The sequence below is a fragment of the Neorhizobium galegae genome (assembly GCF_021391675.1).
In the GTDB taxonomy this organism is placed as follows: Bacteria; Pseudomonadota; Alphaproteobacteria; order Rhizobiales; family Rhizobiaceae; genus Neorhizobium; species Neorhizobium galegae_B.
Map to the genome: position 1 here is coordinate 1,468,463 of NZ_CP090095.1, position 12,267 is coordinate 1,480,729.

The 12,267-nt window shown below is 61.8% G+C and carries 14 protein-coding genes; 5 read left to right on the top strand and 9 right to left on the bottom strand.

Going from position 1 to position 12,267, the window contains the following annotated elements; translation table 11 throughout:
* Nucleotides 1-2 precede the first annotated feature (2 nt).
* Nucleotides 3-1,361, bottom strand: a complete 1,359-nt coding sequence (locus LZK81_RS07355) for a TadE/TadG family type IV pilus assembly protein (RefSeq protein WP_326491506.1) — start codon at nucleotides 1,359-1,361, stop codon at nucleotides 3-5.
* Nucleotides 1,362-1,518: 157 nt separating this feature from the next.
* On the bottom strand, nucleotides 1,519-3,402 hold the full coding sequence (locus LZK81_RS07360; RefSeq protein ID WP_046609862.1) for an ATP-binding cassette domain-containing protein: 1,884 nt from the start codon (nucleotides 3,400-3,402) through the stop codon (nucleotides 1,519-1,521).
* Nucleotides 3,403-3,570: 168 nt separating this feature from the next.
* Here LZK81_RS07360 and LZK81_RS07365 point away from each other — a divergent pair, with 168 nt between their 5' ends.
* Nucleotides 3,571-4,458 (top strand): hypothetical protein, encoded by an 888-nt coding sequence (locus LZK81_RS07365; protein ID WP_233955672.1) that lies wholly within the window; start codon nucleotides 3,571-3,573, stop codon nucleotides 4,456-4,458.
* Nucleotides 4,459-4,519: 61 nt separating this feature from the next.
* On the opposite strand, the gene LZK81_RS07370 is transcribed toward LZK81_RS07365, so the two are convergent.
* Entirely contained in the window at nucleotides 4,520-5,233 is a 714-nt protein-coding gene (locus tag LZK81_RS07370) for a Crp/Fnr family transcriptional regulator (protein ID WP_233955673.1), read from the bottom strand.
* Between the two features lie 219 nt (nucleotides 5,234-5,452).
* Here LZK81_RS07370 and LZK81_RS07375 point away from each other — a divergent pair, with 219 nt between their 5' ends.
* Nucleotides 5,453-6,172, top strand: coding sequence for a hypothetical protein (locus LZK81_RS07375; RefSeq protein ID WP_046605606.1), 720 nt, complete (start codon nucleotides 5,453-5,455; stop codon nucleotides 6,170-6,172).
* Nucleotides 6,173-6,298: 126 nt separating this feature from the next.
* On the opposite strand, the gene LZK81_RS07380 is transcribed toward LZK81_RS07375, so the two are convergent.
* Nucleotides 6,299-7,333 carry a sensor domain-containing diguanylate cyclase gene (locus LZK81_RS07380; RefSeq protein ID WP_233955674.1) on the bottom strand — a complete coding sequence of 345 codons (1,035 nt, stop codon included), beginning with the start codon at nucleotides 7,331-7,333 and terminating at the stop codon, nucleotides 6,299-6,301.
* Nucleotides 7,334-7,539: 206 nt separating this feature from the next.
* On the opposite strand from LZK81_RS07380, the gene LZK81_RS07385 reads away from it, so the two are divergent.
* Both LZK81_RS07385 and ndk read left to right on the top strand, forming a co-directional pair.
* Nucleotides 7,540-8,229, top strand: a complete 690-nt coding sequence (locus tag LZK81_RS07385; RefSeq protein WP_046609987.1) for a glutathione S-transferase family protein — start codon at nucleotides 7,540-7,542, stop codon at nucleotides 8,227-8,229.
* Between the two features lie 97 nt (nucleotides 8,230-8,326).
* Nucleotides 8,327-8,749 (top strand): nucleoside-diphosphate kinase, encoded by a 423-nt coding sequence (gene ndk / locus LZK81_RS07390; RefSeq protein WP_007769585.1) that lies wholly within the window; start codon nucleotides 8,327-8,329, stop codon nucleotides 8,747-8,749.
* Between the two features lie 111 nt (nucleotides 8,750-8,860).
* Here ndk and LZK81_RS07395 read toward each other — a convergent pair whose 3' ends face one another.
* Both LZK81_RS07395 and LZK81_RS07400 read right to left on the bottom strand, forming a co-directional pair.
* Nucleotides 8,861-9,358 carry a hypothetical protein gene (locus tag LZK81_RS07395; protein ID WP_233956498.1) on the bottom strand — a complete coding sequence of 166 codons (498 nt, stop codon included), beginning with the start codon at nucleotides 9,356-9,358 and terminating at the stop codon, nucleotides 8,861-8,863.
* Nucleotides 9,358-9,906: a CGNR zinc finger domain-containing protein gene (locus tag LZK81_RS07400; protein WP_046609867.1), complete on the bottom strand. Its 549-nt coding sequence runs from the start codon at nucleotides 9,904-9,906 to the stop codon at nucleotides 9,358-9,360. The genes LZK81_RS07395 and LZK81_RS07400 overlap by 1 nt, the downstream gene beginning before the upstream one ends.
* A gap of 63 nt (nucleotides 9,907-9,969) precedes the next feature.
* Here LZK81_RS07400 and LZK81_RS07405 point away from each other — a divergent pair, with 63 nt between their 5' ends.
* A complete protein-coding gene (locus tag LZK81_RS07405) occupies nucleotides 9,970-10,866 on the top strand; it encodes a branched-chain amino acid ABC transporter permease (protein ID WP_046605603.1) in 897 nt (298 codons plus the stop codon).
* On the opposite strand, the gene LZK81_RS07410 is transcribed toward LZK81_RS07405, so the two are convergent.
* The 3 genes from LZK81_RS07410 to pgsA form a co-directional block, all read right to left on the bottom strand.
* On the bottom strand, nucleotides 10,867-11,325 hold the full coding sequence (locus LZK81_RS07410; protein WP_046605602.1) for a molybdenum cofactor biosynthesis protein MoaE: 459 nt from the start codon (nucleotides 11,323-11,325) through the stop codon (nucleotides 10,867-10,869).
* Nucleotides 11,326-11,395: 70 nt separating this feature from the next.
* The gene (moaD, locus tag LZK81_RS07415; RefSeq protein ID WP_046667845.1) at nucleotides 11,396-11,653 is read right to left on the bottom strand and encodes a molybdopterin converting factor subunit 1; all 258 of its coding nucleotides are present in this window, start codon (nucleotides 11,651-11,653) and stop codon (nucleotides 11,396-11,398) included.
* Nucleotides 11,650-12,237 (bottom strand): CDP-diacylglycerol--glycerol-3-phosphate 3-phosphatidyltransferase, encoded by a 588-nt coding sequence (pgsA, locus tag LZK81_RS07420; protein ID WP_046605600.1) that lies wholly within the window; start codon nucleotides 12,235-12,237, stop codon nucleotides 11,650-11,652. The genes moaD and pgsA overlap by 4 nt, the downstream gene beginning before the upstream one ends.
* Between the last annotated feature and the right edge of the window lie 30 nt (nucleotides 12,238-12,267).

The following is a 12,267-nucleotide window of genomic DNA, read 5'->3' on the forward strand; positions in this document are numbered from 1 at the left end:
ATCTAGTTTGTCAGCCTTACCTTGGAGAGATATTGCTTGAAGAGCGAGGACAGGCCTTCCTCGATTTCCTCGGCCGAATTCGCCTGCAGGAAAAGGTCGCCGCTCGTCGCGCATTCTTCGAGCGCTTTAGGGATATAGGCTGTCCGCGTGCTGCTGCTCTTGCCGGAAGCGACCGTGCCTCCCCAGATCGAGCTGAAGCCGCTGCTGCTCATCGTCTTGCCGAGCGTCGCATTGTAACCCCAGTCCCAGGTCATCGGCAGGTATTCGGTGTAGAGAACCCCGATTGTGGCATCGAGGTCCTTCACCTGCTTGCACCACTTGGAATTGATCGGGGTGACGACGGTCTGGAGCGAGTTTTTTGCTGTCGGGAAGCGGATACCGGAGTTGCTTTGCAGCACCCAGTTGCGCTCGGATTGGACCCCGTCCGTCAGAATCAACACGAGTTTCAGCGGCGCATCCTTGGTGGTTCCGTCTCCGGCCGTTCCGATCATGGGCTTGAGGGCCGTCAGCGAAGTGTCGAAATATGTCCCGTCTTCGGAGGTCGCGCTCGTCATGCCGCTGGTTTTACTGTTCAGTTTTGTGCGGGCCGCCGAGGTCGAGAAGGTCGGAGACAACACCTGGGTCGCGGTTTCGCCAAGGGTATAGAGGCCGACCCGGATGCGCTCATGTGCGGCGTCTGCCGTGTCGATGAGGTCTAGAACTTCTCGCGCGGCGTCCACCGAGACATCGGCCCGCAGCTTGATGTTCATCGCGACCGACAGGTCGTAGACATTGCTGTAGGTCTTGCTCTTGTAGGTGAAGGTCGTCCCTTCCGGCGTATGGCACGCAAAGGCGCAGTTGGCCGGTGACGCCATCAGGCTGGACTGACCGGCGCTCGTCGCCGCGAGCAGCATCGAAGCGGATTTGTCGAGTACGATATGGACGTCGAGATAGGCGCGGCCTGGACCTTCGACCGACGAGGAGGTGGCCACGCCGACGCCGTCGATGCCTGCAATCTTGAGCAGCGTCGTGGACACCGTCGCGCGGGCCGTCGCGGTGATCTTACGGTTCGATGTGTCGATGTCGATTTCTTCGAGCGTGTAACCGCCGCTCCCGAGATCGGTCTGGGCAGCGAACCACTCCTGGATGCGCTTCTTGAGCGCGGCATTGTCCAGTGTTCCCACGCTTTTCACTGCGCCGAGCAAGGCGGAATCGAGATCGGCCTGCATTTTCGAACGGGCGTTATAGGCCCGCACGTAGTCGAGGCTGGCGCCGACGGCGGTGATCAGCGGCACGAGCAGCAGAGAGAACATGATGGCAATATTGCCGCGGCGATCCGCGAGCAGGCCAGAAAGAGCGTGAAGCCGCCGCGGATTGGACATAGGGCCGGAAAATCATCCCTGTGAATAATCGGCCGATACTATAATGGATTCCTAATTTAATGATTAATCGCATTGCGGGTGGCGGGTTCCCGGCCACGCCGCCGAGGATATCGCGGGTCAGGTCGGCAAGAGGGCAATACTCACCACCGGAGCAAGGTCAGCTCGCCATAGCCTCTTCGTACTCCGACGACAGCATCAGCCATTCGTCTTCGGCCGACGAGAGCTTTGCGGCGGCTTCTCCGCGTTCCTTGGCCTTCTGGGCCGCCTTGGCGGGGGCTTTTTCGTAGAGAACCGGGTCTGCAAGTTCCTTATCAAGGGCCTTGATCAGTTTCTCGAGCTTGGCGGTTACGGCCTCGATTTCGTTGATCTTTTTCTTGAGCGGTGCCAGCGAGGCGCGCTTTTCGGCATTCGCCTTGCGCTGGTCCGCCTTCGAGGAAAGATCTTCCGTCAGTTCAACTTTTTCTTCTTTTTTTTTACCGGAGCTGACGATCAGGTTGCGGTATTCCTCCAGGTCGCCTTCGAAGTTCGACACGGTGCCGTTGTTCACAAGCCACAGCCGGTCGACGGTGGCTTCGATCAGGTGGCGGTCGTGGCTGATCAGGATGACGGCGCCTTCGTAGTCGTTGAGCGCTTCGATCAACGCGCGGCGGCTATCGATGTCGAGATGGTTGGTCGGTTCGTCGAGGATCAGCAGATTCGGCGCATGGAAGGCGGCAAGGCCCATCAGCAGGCGTGCCTTTTCGCCGCCGGACAGGTCCTTTGCGGCCGTCGCCATTTTTTCCGTCGCAAGCCCCATCTGCGCCACGCGGGCGCGGACTTTGGCTTCGGGCGCATCCGGCATCAGCCGGCGCACATGGGCGACGGGCGAATCCGCCGGCACGAGGTCGTCGAGTTGGTGCTGGGCGAAGAAGCCGATCTTCAGGCTCGGCGCCAAGCGGATATCGCCGCTTTCCGCCTTGAGCCGGCTGGCGATGAACTTGGCGAAGGTCGACTTGCCGTTGCCGTTCGAGCCGAGCAGCGCGATGCGGTCGTCATTGTCGATGCGCAGCGTGATGTTCTTGAGGATCGGCTTGCCCGGTTCGTAACCGACGGCGGCGTTCTGGATCGCAACGATCGGCGAGGCGGGCTGTTTTTCCGGCTCGGGAAAGGTGATCGGCTGGACATGATCCTCGATCACTGCGGCGACGGTGCCCATGCGCTCCAATGCCTTGACGCGGCTCTGCGCCTGTCGGGCCTTGGTGGCCTTGGCCTTGAAGCGGTCGATGAAGCTCTGCAGGTGCTTGCGGGCCGCCTCGTTCTTGGCCTTGGCCTTGGTCTGCAATTCGTCGGCCTCGGCCTTCTGGCGCTCGAACTGGTCGTAGCCGCCGCGGTAGAAGGTCAGCTTCTTCTGGTCGAGATGCACGATGGCGTTGACCGCGTTGTTCAACAGGTCGCGATCATGACTGATGATGATGACGGTGTGCGGATAACGCCGGATATAGTCCTCCAGCCACAACGTGCCTTCGAGATCGAGATAGTTGGTCGGCTCGTCGAGCAGCAGCAGGTCTGGCTCTGCAAACAGGACGGAGGCGAGCGCCACGCGCATCCGCCAGCCGCCCGAAAACGACGAGGCAGGCCGGGACTGCGCTTCCTGTGAGAAGCCGAGACCGGCGAGAATGCTGGCCGCGCGCGCCTCTGCCGAATGGGCGTCGATGTCGACGAGTCGCATCTGGATGTCTGCGATGCGATGCGGATCGGTGGCGGTCTCCGCCTCCGCCAGCAGTGCGGCGCGCTCCTTGTCGGCGGAAAGCACGATTTCGATCAGCGAATCCTCGGTGCCCGGCGCCTCCTGCGCCACCTGGCCGAGACGTGCGCTTTTCGGATAGGAGACCGAACCGGTTTCCGAGCCCAGCTCACCGGTTATGACCTTGAACAGCGTGGATTTGCCGGCGCCGTTGCGGCCGACGAGCCCCGCCTTCGTGCCCGCCGGAAGCGTCACGCTGGCATTGTCGAGGAGGAGACGCCCGGCGATGCGGGCGGAAAGTTCGGTAATCGTGATCATGGCGGCGGTTTTGGCCGAAACCCCGTTTGTTGGCAAGGGCGGCCGGCGGGTTGATATCCGCTGTCCCGAGGGAAACAGAAGGAAATTACACGCTCTGGTAGATGATCGAGGCGGTGCTGCCGCCGGACGCGATGGCGCGACCGAACTTCAATCGGGAGAGCAAATGTCATGAGAGTGAGAAGATTGACGTGGTCGACGCTGCTGTCGGCATCCGCGCTGATGATGCCGCTCAGCGCGGGGGCGGTGGAGTTTACCTGCTGGGACCCCGGCGGCGTGGGGTCTGCCAATGCGGCCGCGGAATACTGGACGCCGGAAAGAATTGCCGCGGCGATCCCTGAGCGCGAAATGATCGGAACGCTGCCCACGGACGGGTATCCAAGTGAAAGCGAAGGCAGCCTTGTGGGCGATGCTGAACGGGCGCCGATCGGCGAAGCGCCTTACAAGTTCGGTGGCCAGCTTCTCTACACGCGGGGCGGGGACGATTATACCGCCAGCGCCCAATTCGTCGCGGATGCGAATATCGTCATCGGCGCCGCCCACAGCCTCTGGAAAGGCGGCATGGCGGCAAGCAACATCCGCTTCTATCAGGGGTATTCCAACGGTGGCGGGACGCTCTACCACGTGGACAGGGCGGCCGTGCTGTTGCGCTGGACCGAGGTCGCGGACAACGATCCGAGCCTCGCGCGGTCGCAGTTCGACTATTCGGTGATGCGCACCACCGTCGCATCCGCCGTTGGCAAATACGAGCTCGGCATCGACGGCGCCCATGTCGATGAAAACGTGACGGTGACCGGTTACCCGGCAAGGTTGGACGACGGCGAGTATATGTATCGGGAAACGGCCCGCATCGTGGTGCAGGCCGGCACCTCCTATGACGCCCGCCCGCATCCCATGTATGGCGGCGGCGCAAGCGGCGGGGCGTGGTTCGTGACAGCGAACAACGTCCACAAGGCGGTCAGCGTTGTCTCCAGCGGCGCGCCGGACGGCGTGTTCGGTCCGAGCTTCACCGCAGATACGGCCGATCTGATCCCCATCGTCAAGAACGGTTGCCCGTAAGCCACCCAATCCGGGCAGGCGGCGACGGGCGGCCCGGCCCGGGGGGAGGCGCCCGCGTCATTCAGGCCGCAGGGTCTGAATGACGCGAGATGATCTGCAGCGATCTTTTGTTGAAGATGATGATGCGGTGCTGCCGCACGCCGATCAGCCGTTCGCTTTTCCAGGCCTGGAGCTGCGCATTGATGCGCGGCCGGCTGGCATTGATGAGCTGGCCCATGCGGCTCTGGGATATCGGTTTTTCGATGAGGATGCCGTCGCTGGTCGACCGCCCGTGGGAGGCGCCGAGATTGAGCAGCAGGCGAGCAAGGCGAATCTCCAGCGGGTAAAGCGCCATTCCCTCCGCGAACATGATGGTGCGGTGGAGCTTTCGGGCGATCGTCCGCATCAGGTATGAAGACACCTGCGGGATTGCCGAGAGCGCGTTGAATGTTTTCCGATCGATTTCGAGCAGCCGCGTCGCCCCGCATATCACCGCGTTCGAGGAGTGCCGGTAGTTGAGGGCGAACTCGATCTCGCCGACTGCGTCCCCCGCCTGAAGCTCCGAAAAAATCACTTCGTTGCCTTCTTCGGATATAAAATAAAGATAGATGCCGCCCGAAAGTATAATATAAAGTGTATCGCAAGGATCTCCGCTCAGAAACAGCGTTTGCCGATCTCTGTATGTGTTTATATTTACCTTTTTTGCAAGCATGGAAATAACGGCGTCATCTGCGGCGCCGAACAATTCCATTTTCCTTATCTCGTCCGAAATTGTCGGATTCTTCATCGTTTTCATCTGCTCGTGACCACCCTGAAATCGGAAACATGGCTGCCGTCTGTAGGGTTGATATTTAGCGAAAATGCAAATCAGGGTTGTTACGTGTGTGACATATTTTCAGATTTAAATATCCTAGGTTGTGCTTGTGCAAATGATGCTCCGCGGAAGCCGGTGCCGTAAGCACAGATGCCGTCACCGCATGGTGTCGTGGCGGCAACCCAATTGAGGAGATGTATTATGACCATTTACATGGGGCAGAACGCGATCAAAGCCTTCAGCGCGCAGGCAGCGGGCCAGCCCTACAGCCTCACGGTTCTCAATGAAAACGCGAAATGGCAGCAGTTTGCCCTATTCCAGACGATCCCGAAGATTATCGGGCCGTCGGTCGACCCCCTGTCGCTGGCCTGGATGGTTGGCGGCGCCGCTGCGGGTACCCCCGACCAGCCGAGCACGTCTTCCTTCAACTGGACGATCGACTATTCCGTGACGGTTGGCTACGTTCAGCAGCAGGGCACGCCCGGCTCGCCGCGTTCCTTCCAGACGGCGAGTTCGGTCGCCGTCATGATCAACAATCAGAACCAGGTGCCGGTGACCTATCAGGGACCGTTCCCCTATGGCGCTCCCGGTTTTCCGGCGGGGCCATCCGACGCGACGAAAGGCCTTATCCTCGCCCAGGCCGACGACACCATTCCGACCGTGCCCGTGCAGGCCAGCAAGAGCGTCTACCTGAATGTCGGCATCGCCATGGCCGGCAAGCCGACGATCGCGGTCCAGCTCGAGCCCGGCCTCTTGTACCAGTTCACGCCGAAGCCGAAATATTACATTCTCGCCGGCTCTTTCGTTCAGGGACAGGTGATCGACACCGCGACGTCTTCGGCGGCCTACGAGGTGAGCTTTGGCGGTGTCACGGATGTCTCCGTTCGGTTCACGCAGAAGAACCAGTTCGTGCCGGCATAATCCCGCCGACCTCCTGGTAGGACAAGAGGGCGGCCGCGGACGTATCGCTGTCGGCCGCCTATCTTCGTTCGCAAACAGAGGCCGTGGGAAACCGCGGCCTCTTCTGTTTTGGAGATCCTATCCGATTCAGGATGACCGTTTCGGCGCCTCGCCGTGAAGCGCGACGATCATTCGCGGATTGGCCTTGGCGGTTTCAAGCGCCGTGCCGGCTTGCAGCCGCAGTTCCTGCGGTGAAAAGGCGTCTGCGGTCAGCGCCGCACCGACCGAAAGACCAATCCCGCTCGTGCCGTCGGAGGCCGCGAAGACGAGATTGTCGGTGATCGAAGCGATCAGCCGTTCGGCGATCGGCTGCACGCTGTCGCGGCCGACATCGCGGAAGACGAAGGCGAAATCACCCTTGCCGATGCGCGCCAGGAAATCGTTTTTCTTGATCGCCTTGCGGAAGATCGAGGCGGCCTTCTTGACGATCCGGTTGACGGCGGGATCGCCGTAGGTGCGGGCGAAATGCGGCAAATCGGTAACCGTCACCAGGAACAGCGCGGTATCGCGGCTGTCGGCATCGACGCCGTAGAGCGCCTCCAGCCGTTCGGCAAGTGCCGCATGGTTCGGCAGCGAGGTCAGTCGGTCGCGCAGCGTCACCGAACGGGCGACGGATGCCTCGCGCTCGGCCTTGACGAGACGATCGGCGCCCGATCTCAGGATGGCTTCCAGTTCGGTTTCGGCGACCACGGCATCGGAGAGCGAGACGCTCAAATATTCGATCTCGGCCAGAATATCCTCAGGTCCCGCACTGCTGTCCTGGCGCAGGCTGCGGGCGACGGTTTCCAGCACGCGGCTGAAGCCCTTCTTCTGGGTGACGCCGCTTGCCATCTTGTCCCGAAGTTCCAGCAGCAGCTTTATTTCCTGATCGCGACCCCTGACAGGCATGAGCGCGACGAAAGCCGAGAGCTGATGGCGCAGCCCCATCTCGTCGAGCACAGTCTGGGAAGGACCGGCGGGAAGCGCCAGAACTTCGCGCGAAAGGGCGGCGTCGCCGCCGAGGAGCGCCTCGTGGAAGAGCTCGTAATTGCGCGGCAGGCCGCTCACATCCAACTTCGCCATGAGCTGGACGACAGCCTGCAGGCCGCGATCCTGTCCCGTTCTGCTCGCTTCGCCCGCCATCTCTCGTCCTCACAATTGTTCGATCGTGCGACAAGCCATGCGGGACCGGTTTTAACATTTGCTAAAACGGGCCGGATTGCCGGTAGTTACGGTTAAGGGATCGTCGAAATGGTCGATCGACTGCGACCCATGAAATTTCCTGATTGGATTCAAACGAGAATTTGCTCTCAATATTGCCGGCCGAACGTTCAGATCAGGAGCCTGCCGTGACCCGTATTCTCTATTCGCTCTGCGGCGCCGACGAGAGCCGCCCGTTTTCGCCGCATTGCTGGAAAGTCGTGCAGGCGCTCGCCCACAAGGGCCTCGATTTCATCGAGAAGCCGACGCCGTTTACCGAGATCCCCAGCCTCGAAGGCGGGTTCTCGAAGACCGTGCCGATCCTGCGGGACGGCAACGAGCTGATCCGCGACAGCTTCGAGATCGCGCTTTATCTGGAGGAGGCCTATCCGGACCGGCCGACGCTGTTCGGCGGGCCGGCCGGCAAGGCGCTCGCCCGTTTCGTCGAGGGTTTTTCGCAGATGGTGGTGCACACGGCGATCACCAAGATCGCGGTGAAGAACATTCATGACATGCTCGGCGAGACGGATCAGGTGTATTTCCGATCGAGCCGCGAGGCCCGGCTCGGCCGGACGCTGGAAGAGATGGAGGCGAGCCGCCAGATGGAGATCGACGGTTTCGCGCCAAAACTGGAGCCGATCCGCCACGCCCTGAAATATCATGACTTCATCGGCGGCGACGGACCGCTTTTCGTCGACTACATCCTGTTCGGCGCGCTGCAATGGATGCGTGTCACCGCCGGCGCCAAGGTGTTTTCCGATGGCGACCCGGTCGGGTTGTGGTTCGAACGCTGCCTCGACCTCCACAATGGCGTCGGGCGCAGTGTGACAGCGGCGTGAAATTGCCCGAACCCCCTTGTTTCCAGTGAAAGGGGCGGGTAAAGACCCCGCACTTTCCCCCTTAATCACGGGGCCACAGGAAACGAAGGATAGAACAATGGCGATTGAACGCACGTTTTCGATGATCAAGCCGGATGCCACCAAGCGCAACCTCACGGGCGCCATCACCAAGGTGTTTGAAGACAATGGCCTGCGCGTCATCGCTTCCAAGCGCGTCTGGATGAGCAAGCGCGAAGCCGAAGGCTTCTACGCCGTTCACAAGGAACGCCCGTTCTTCGGCGAACTGGTCGAAGGCATGACCTCCGGCCCGACCATCGTCCAGGTTCTGGAAGGCGAAAACGCCATCCTGAAGAACCGCGAGATCATGGGCGCCACCAACCCGGCCAACGCCGACGAAGGCACCATCCGCAAGACCTTCGCTCTCTCGATCGGCGAAAACTCGGTTCACGGTTCGGACGCTCCGGAAACCGCCGCCCAGGAAATCGCCTACTGGTTCTCCGAAACCGAGATCGTCGGCTGATTTGAAATCTGAGGTCAGGAGCCTCAAGCTTCTGATCGGAATCATCAAAACCGGGGCCCTGGCTCCGGTTTTTTTATGGGCCGGCCTCTTGCAGCGGGCGTGAACTGCCGTTCATGCCGGGCAGTCAGTATCCTGCCCATAATCCACCGTGCCGTCCGGCTTGAAGACCTCCGGGTTCCGCTCATAGCCGGCGCCGAGCACCAGCGGCTTGCTGGGAAGCACCGACTGGTCGACATCCGAAACGAGCTGGGTCTTCAATTCCTGCAATGTGCCGCCGCTCGCGTCCACCAGCCTGATGTCGACGAAATAGGGCCTGTCCTTGCGCACGCACCGGACATTGGGGCTCTGCAGGGTGATCTTGTCCCATGCGGGGAAGACTTTTTCGTTGATGACGATCGGATCGCCGCCGGCGGGGTCGTCGAATTTCGCGACCACCACGGTTCCCTCCGGTATCGGCCCGGTCTTCTTGAGCGTCACGAGATAGGTGGCGCTGGCGACCCGGTAGTTGAACACGAAGATATGCCCGCTCACCTCCACCAGCTTTTCCGTTTCCCGCTGGCAGGCGGAAAGAGCGAGGGCTGCAAGGCTGAAAATCATAAGCCGGCGCATCATGACACGGCCTCCTTCTTCCTGCGATGATAATGGCGGTTGGCTTTGACCCGGTTGCCGCACACCGCCATGTCGCACCAGGTGCGGCTGCGGTTTTTGCTGCGGTCGATGAACAGCCAGCCGCAACTGCCGCAGATCTTCATCCGCGCGATTTCCGTCTCGGCAAGCAGCCTGAGCGCCGAATGGGCGGTCGCCGCCTCCAGCGAGTGTTTCTCGGCGCGGCGCAGGATGGCGGCGGTCGCCTCAAGGAAATCGGCGAGCAGCGTCTGTGCGTCGTCGCCCAGCACCCGGCAGCGAAAATAGCGGTCGATCGCTTCACGCAGCGCGATGAACCGCGTGTGGTTCTCGGGCTCTACCGGCGCGAGATCGCCGAACAGTGCCCGTTCGGCGGAGAATTTTTCGGCCGCTTTCGGAAAGGCGTCCATCTGCTGCGGCTCGGCGAGCCGGTCGATGCTGCGCTCGGGGTCGAAGCGCAGGATGACGCTGTTGGCGACATCAAGCGCCAGCGCGCCACCGGCAAAACGATGCGGGGTCCAGGAAAAGCTCATGCGATATTATAACTGGTAAAATGCGAATGACCAGTTATATTCATTGCCGCTATCGGAGTGCCCATGGCCTATCTGCTGCAGCAACTGGCGAACGCGGTTCCGCTGGCGGCGCTCTATGCGACGCTCGCCTTCGGATATTCGATCGCCTTTGCCGTGACGAAGCGAGCCGACATCACCTATGGGGCGATCTTTGCCTTTTCCGGCCATCTCTACCTGCTCTTCGCCCATTTCGGCTGGGACCGGCTGTGGCTGATCCTGCCGGCCGCATTGGGGCTCGGTGCTGCGGCCGGGATCGCCGGCGGCATCGGGGCAGGGGTGACGATCGGGCAGCTGGTGATGCGGCCGCTGGCAAAGATCTCGCCGAATGCGGTGATCGTCGCCTCGCTCGGCGCGCTGATGGTGCTGATGGAAGGCGCCCGGATCGCCGCCGACACGCGCGAACTCTGGCTGCCGCCATTCCTCAACGACGCGGTCGTCTTCTGGCACGCAGACGGCTTTCCGGTGACACTGACCCTGATCCAGCTCATCAACATCGCCGTCATGCTGATGGTCATCGGCGCGGGCTATCTGGTGCTGGCGCGCACCCATTGGGGCCGCATGTGGCGGGCGGTCTCGGACGATCCGCTGGCGGCTGAACTCTCCGGCACCAATTCCGCGCGGGTCTTCGTCGTGGCTTATGCGGCAGCCGCGCTCTACGCCTCGATCTGCGGCGTGCTCGCCACCTCCCATTACGGCACGATGGATTTTGGCGCGGGCCTGCTGTTCGGGCTGAAGGTCGTGCTGATCGCCGCCGCCGGCGGCCATTCCAACCCGCTGCGCTCGGCCGCCGGCGCCGCCATCATCGGGCTCGCCGAGACGCTCTGGAGCGGCTACGGCCCGATCGTCTGGCGCGACCTCGTGATCGTCGCCTTGCTGGTGATGGTTTTGGTGATGAGCCGGCGGGAGCGGGTGGTACCGTAGTCACCGCCACTTGTCGCGCGCAGTGTCGTCCGCGTCCTTGGCGGCGATCCAGTCGCCTTGGGCGCCGTCGGCGGTGTGTTCCTTCTTCCAGAAGGGGGCTGAGGTCTTCAAAAAGTCCATGACGAAATTGGCGCCGTCGAAGGCGGCCTGCCGGTGCGGGGCGGCGGCGATAACCAGCACGATGTTTTCGCCAGGCAGGATTTTGCCAAAGCGGTGGATGGCGGTGAGGCCGAGGAGCGAGAAACGCTCGATCGCCAGTTCGCTGATGCGGAGCATCTCCGCTTCCGCCATGCCGGGATAATGTTCGAGCTCCAGGGCCGACAGCGCACCCTGCTCATCGCGGCAGAGGCCGGTGAAGGTGACGACGGCGCCGATGTTCTTGCGGTCTGCGGTCAGCGCTGTGACTTCTGCCTGCAGGTCGAAGTCGGTGGGTTGGACGCGGATGGTGGGAGCGGTCATGGGCAGCCTCTTCCTCTCCCCGCTGGGGAGGAGTGGGGTGTTCCGCAACTGGCGCCGGCCCCAGTCATCATCACCCGCCCGTCATCGGCGGGAAGATGCCGATCTCGCGCGCGCCGGCGATCGGCTCGTCGTGTTCGGCATGTTCCTGGTTGATGGCGACGCGGATCACGTCGGGGAACTGCAGCGCGTTCTCGTATTCCTCGCCGAGCGTCGTCAGATGCGCGAGCAGGTCATTGACCGTGACGACGCCTGCCGGCAGGTCGAGATCCTCCTCGGATTTGCCGATCCGTTCGCGCACCCAGGCGAAATAGACGAGTTTGACGGTCATTCTTCGTCCACCAGATGTTTGACGCCGGCCTTGAAGTAATCATAGCCCGAGTAGAAGGTCAGGATCGCGGCGAGCCAGAGAAGCACGATGCCCATCTGGGTCGTGTAGGGCAGGATCTTGTCGCCGGCAGGCCCGGCAAGCAGGAAGGCGATCGACACCATCTGGATCGTCGTCTTCCATTTGGCTATGCGCGTCACCGGCACGGAGACCTTCAGCGCAGCCAGGTATTCGCGCAGGCCCGAGACCAGGATTTCGCGGCAGAGGATGGTGATTGCCGCCCAGAGCGACCAGCCGGCGATCGTCTGGTCGGCGGCCAGCAACAGCAGCACGGCGGCGACCAGCAGCTTGTCGGCGATCGGATCGAGCATCCGGCCGATATTCGACGTCTGGTTCCAGATGCGGGCGAGATAACCGTCGAGATAGTCTGTGATCGACGCGACAGCGAAAAGCACCAGCGCTGTCCAGCGCGCCACATCGGAGCTTTCAAGCTGCCCCTCGATGAAAAAGCAGCCGACGATGATCGGCACCGCCACGATGCGCGCATAGGTCAGAAGATTGGGAATATTGTATGCGCGCGACGCCATGGAGAGCCTTCCGGATGTTTGCTCCTAGTT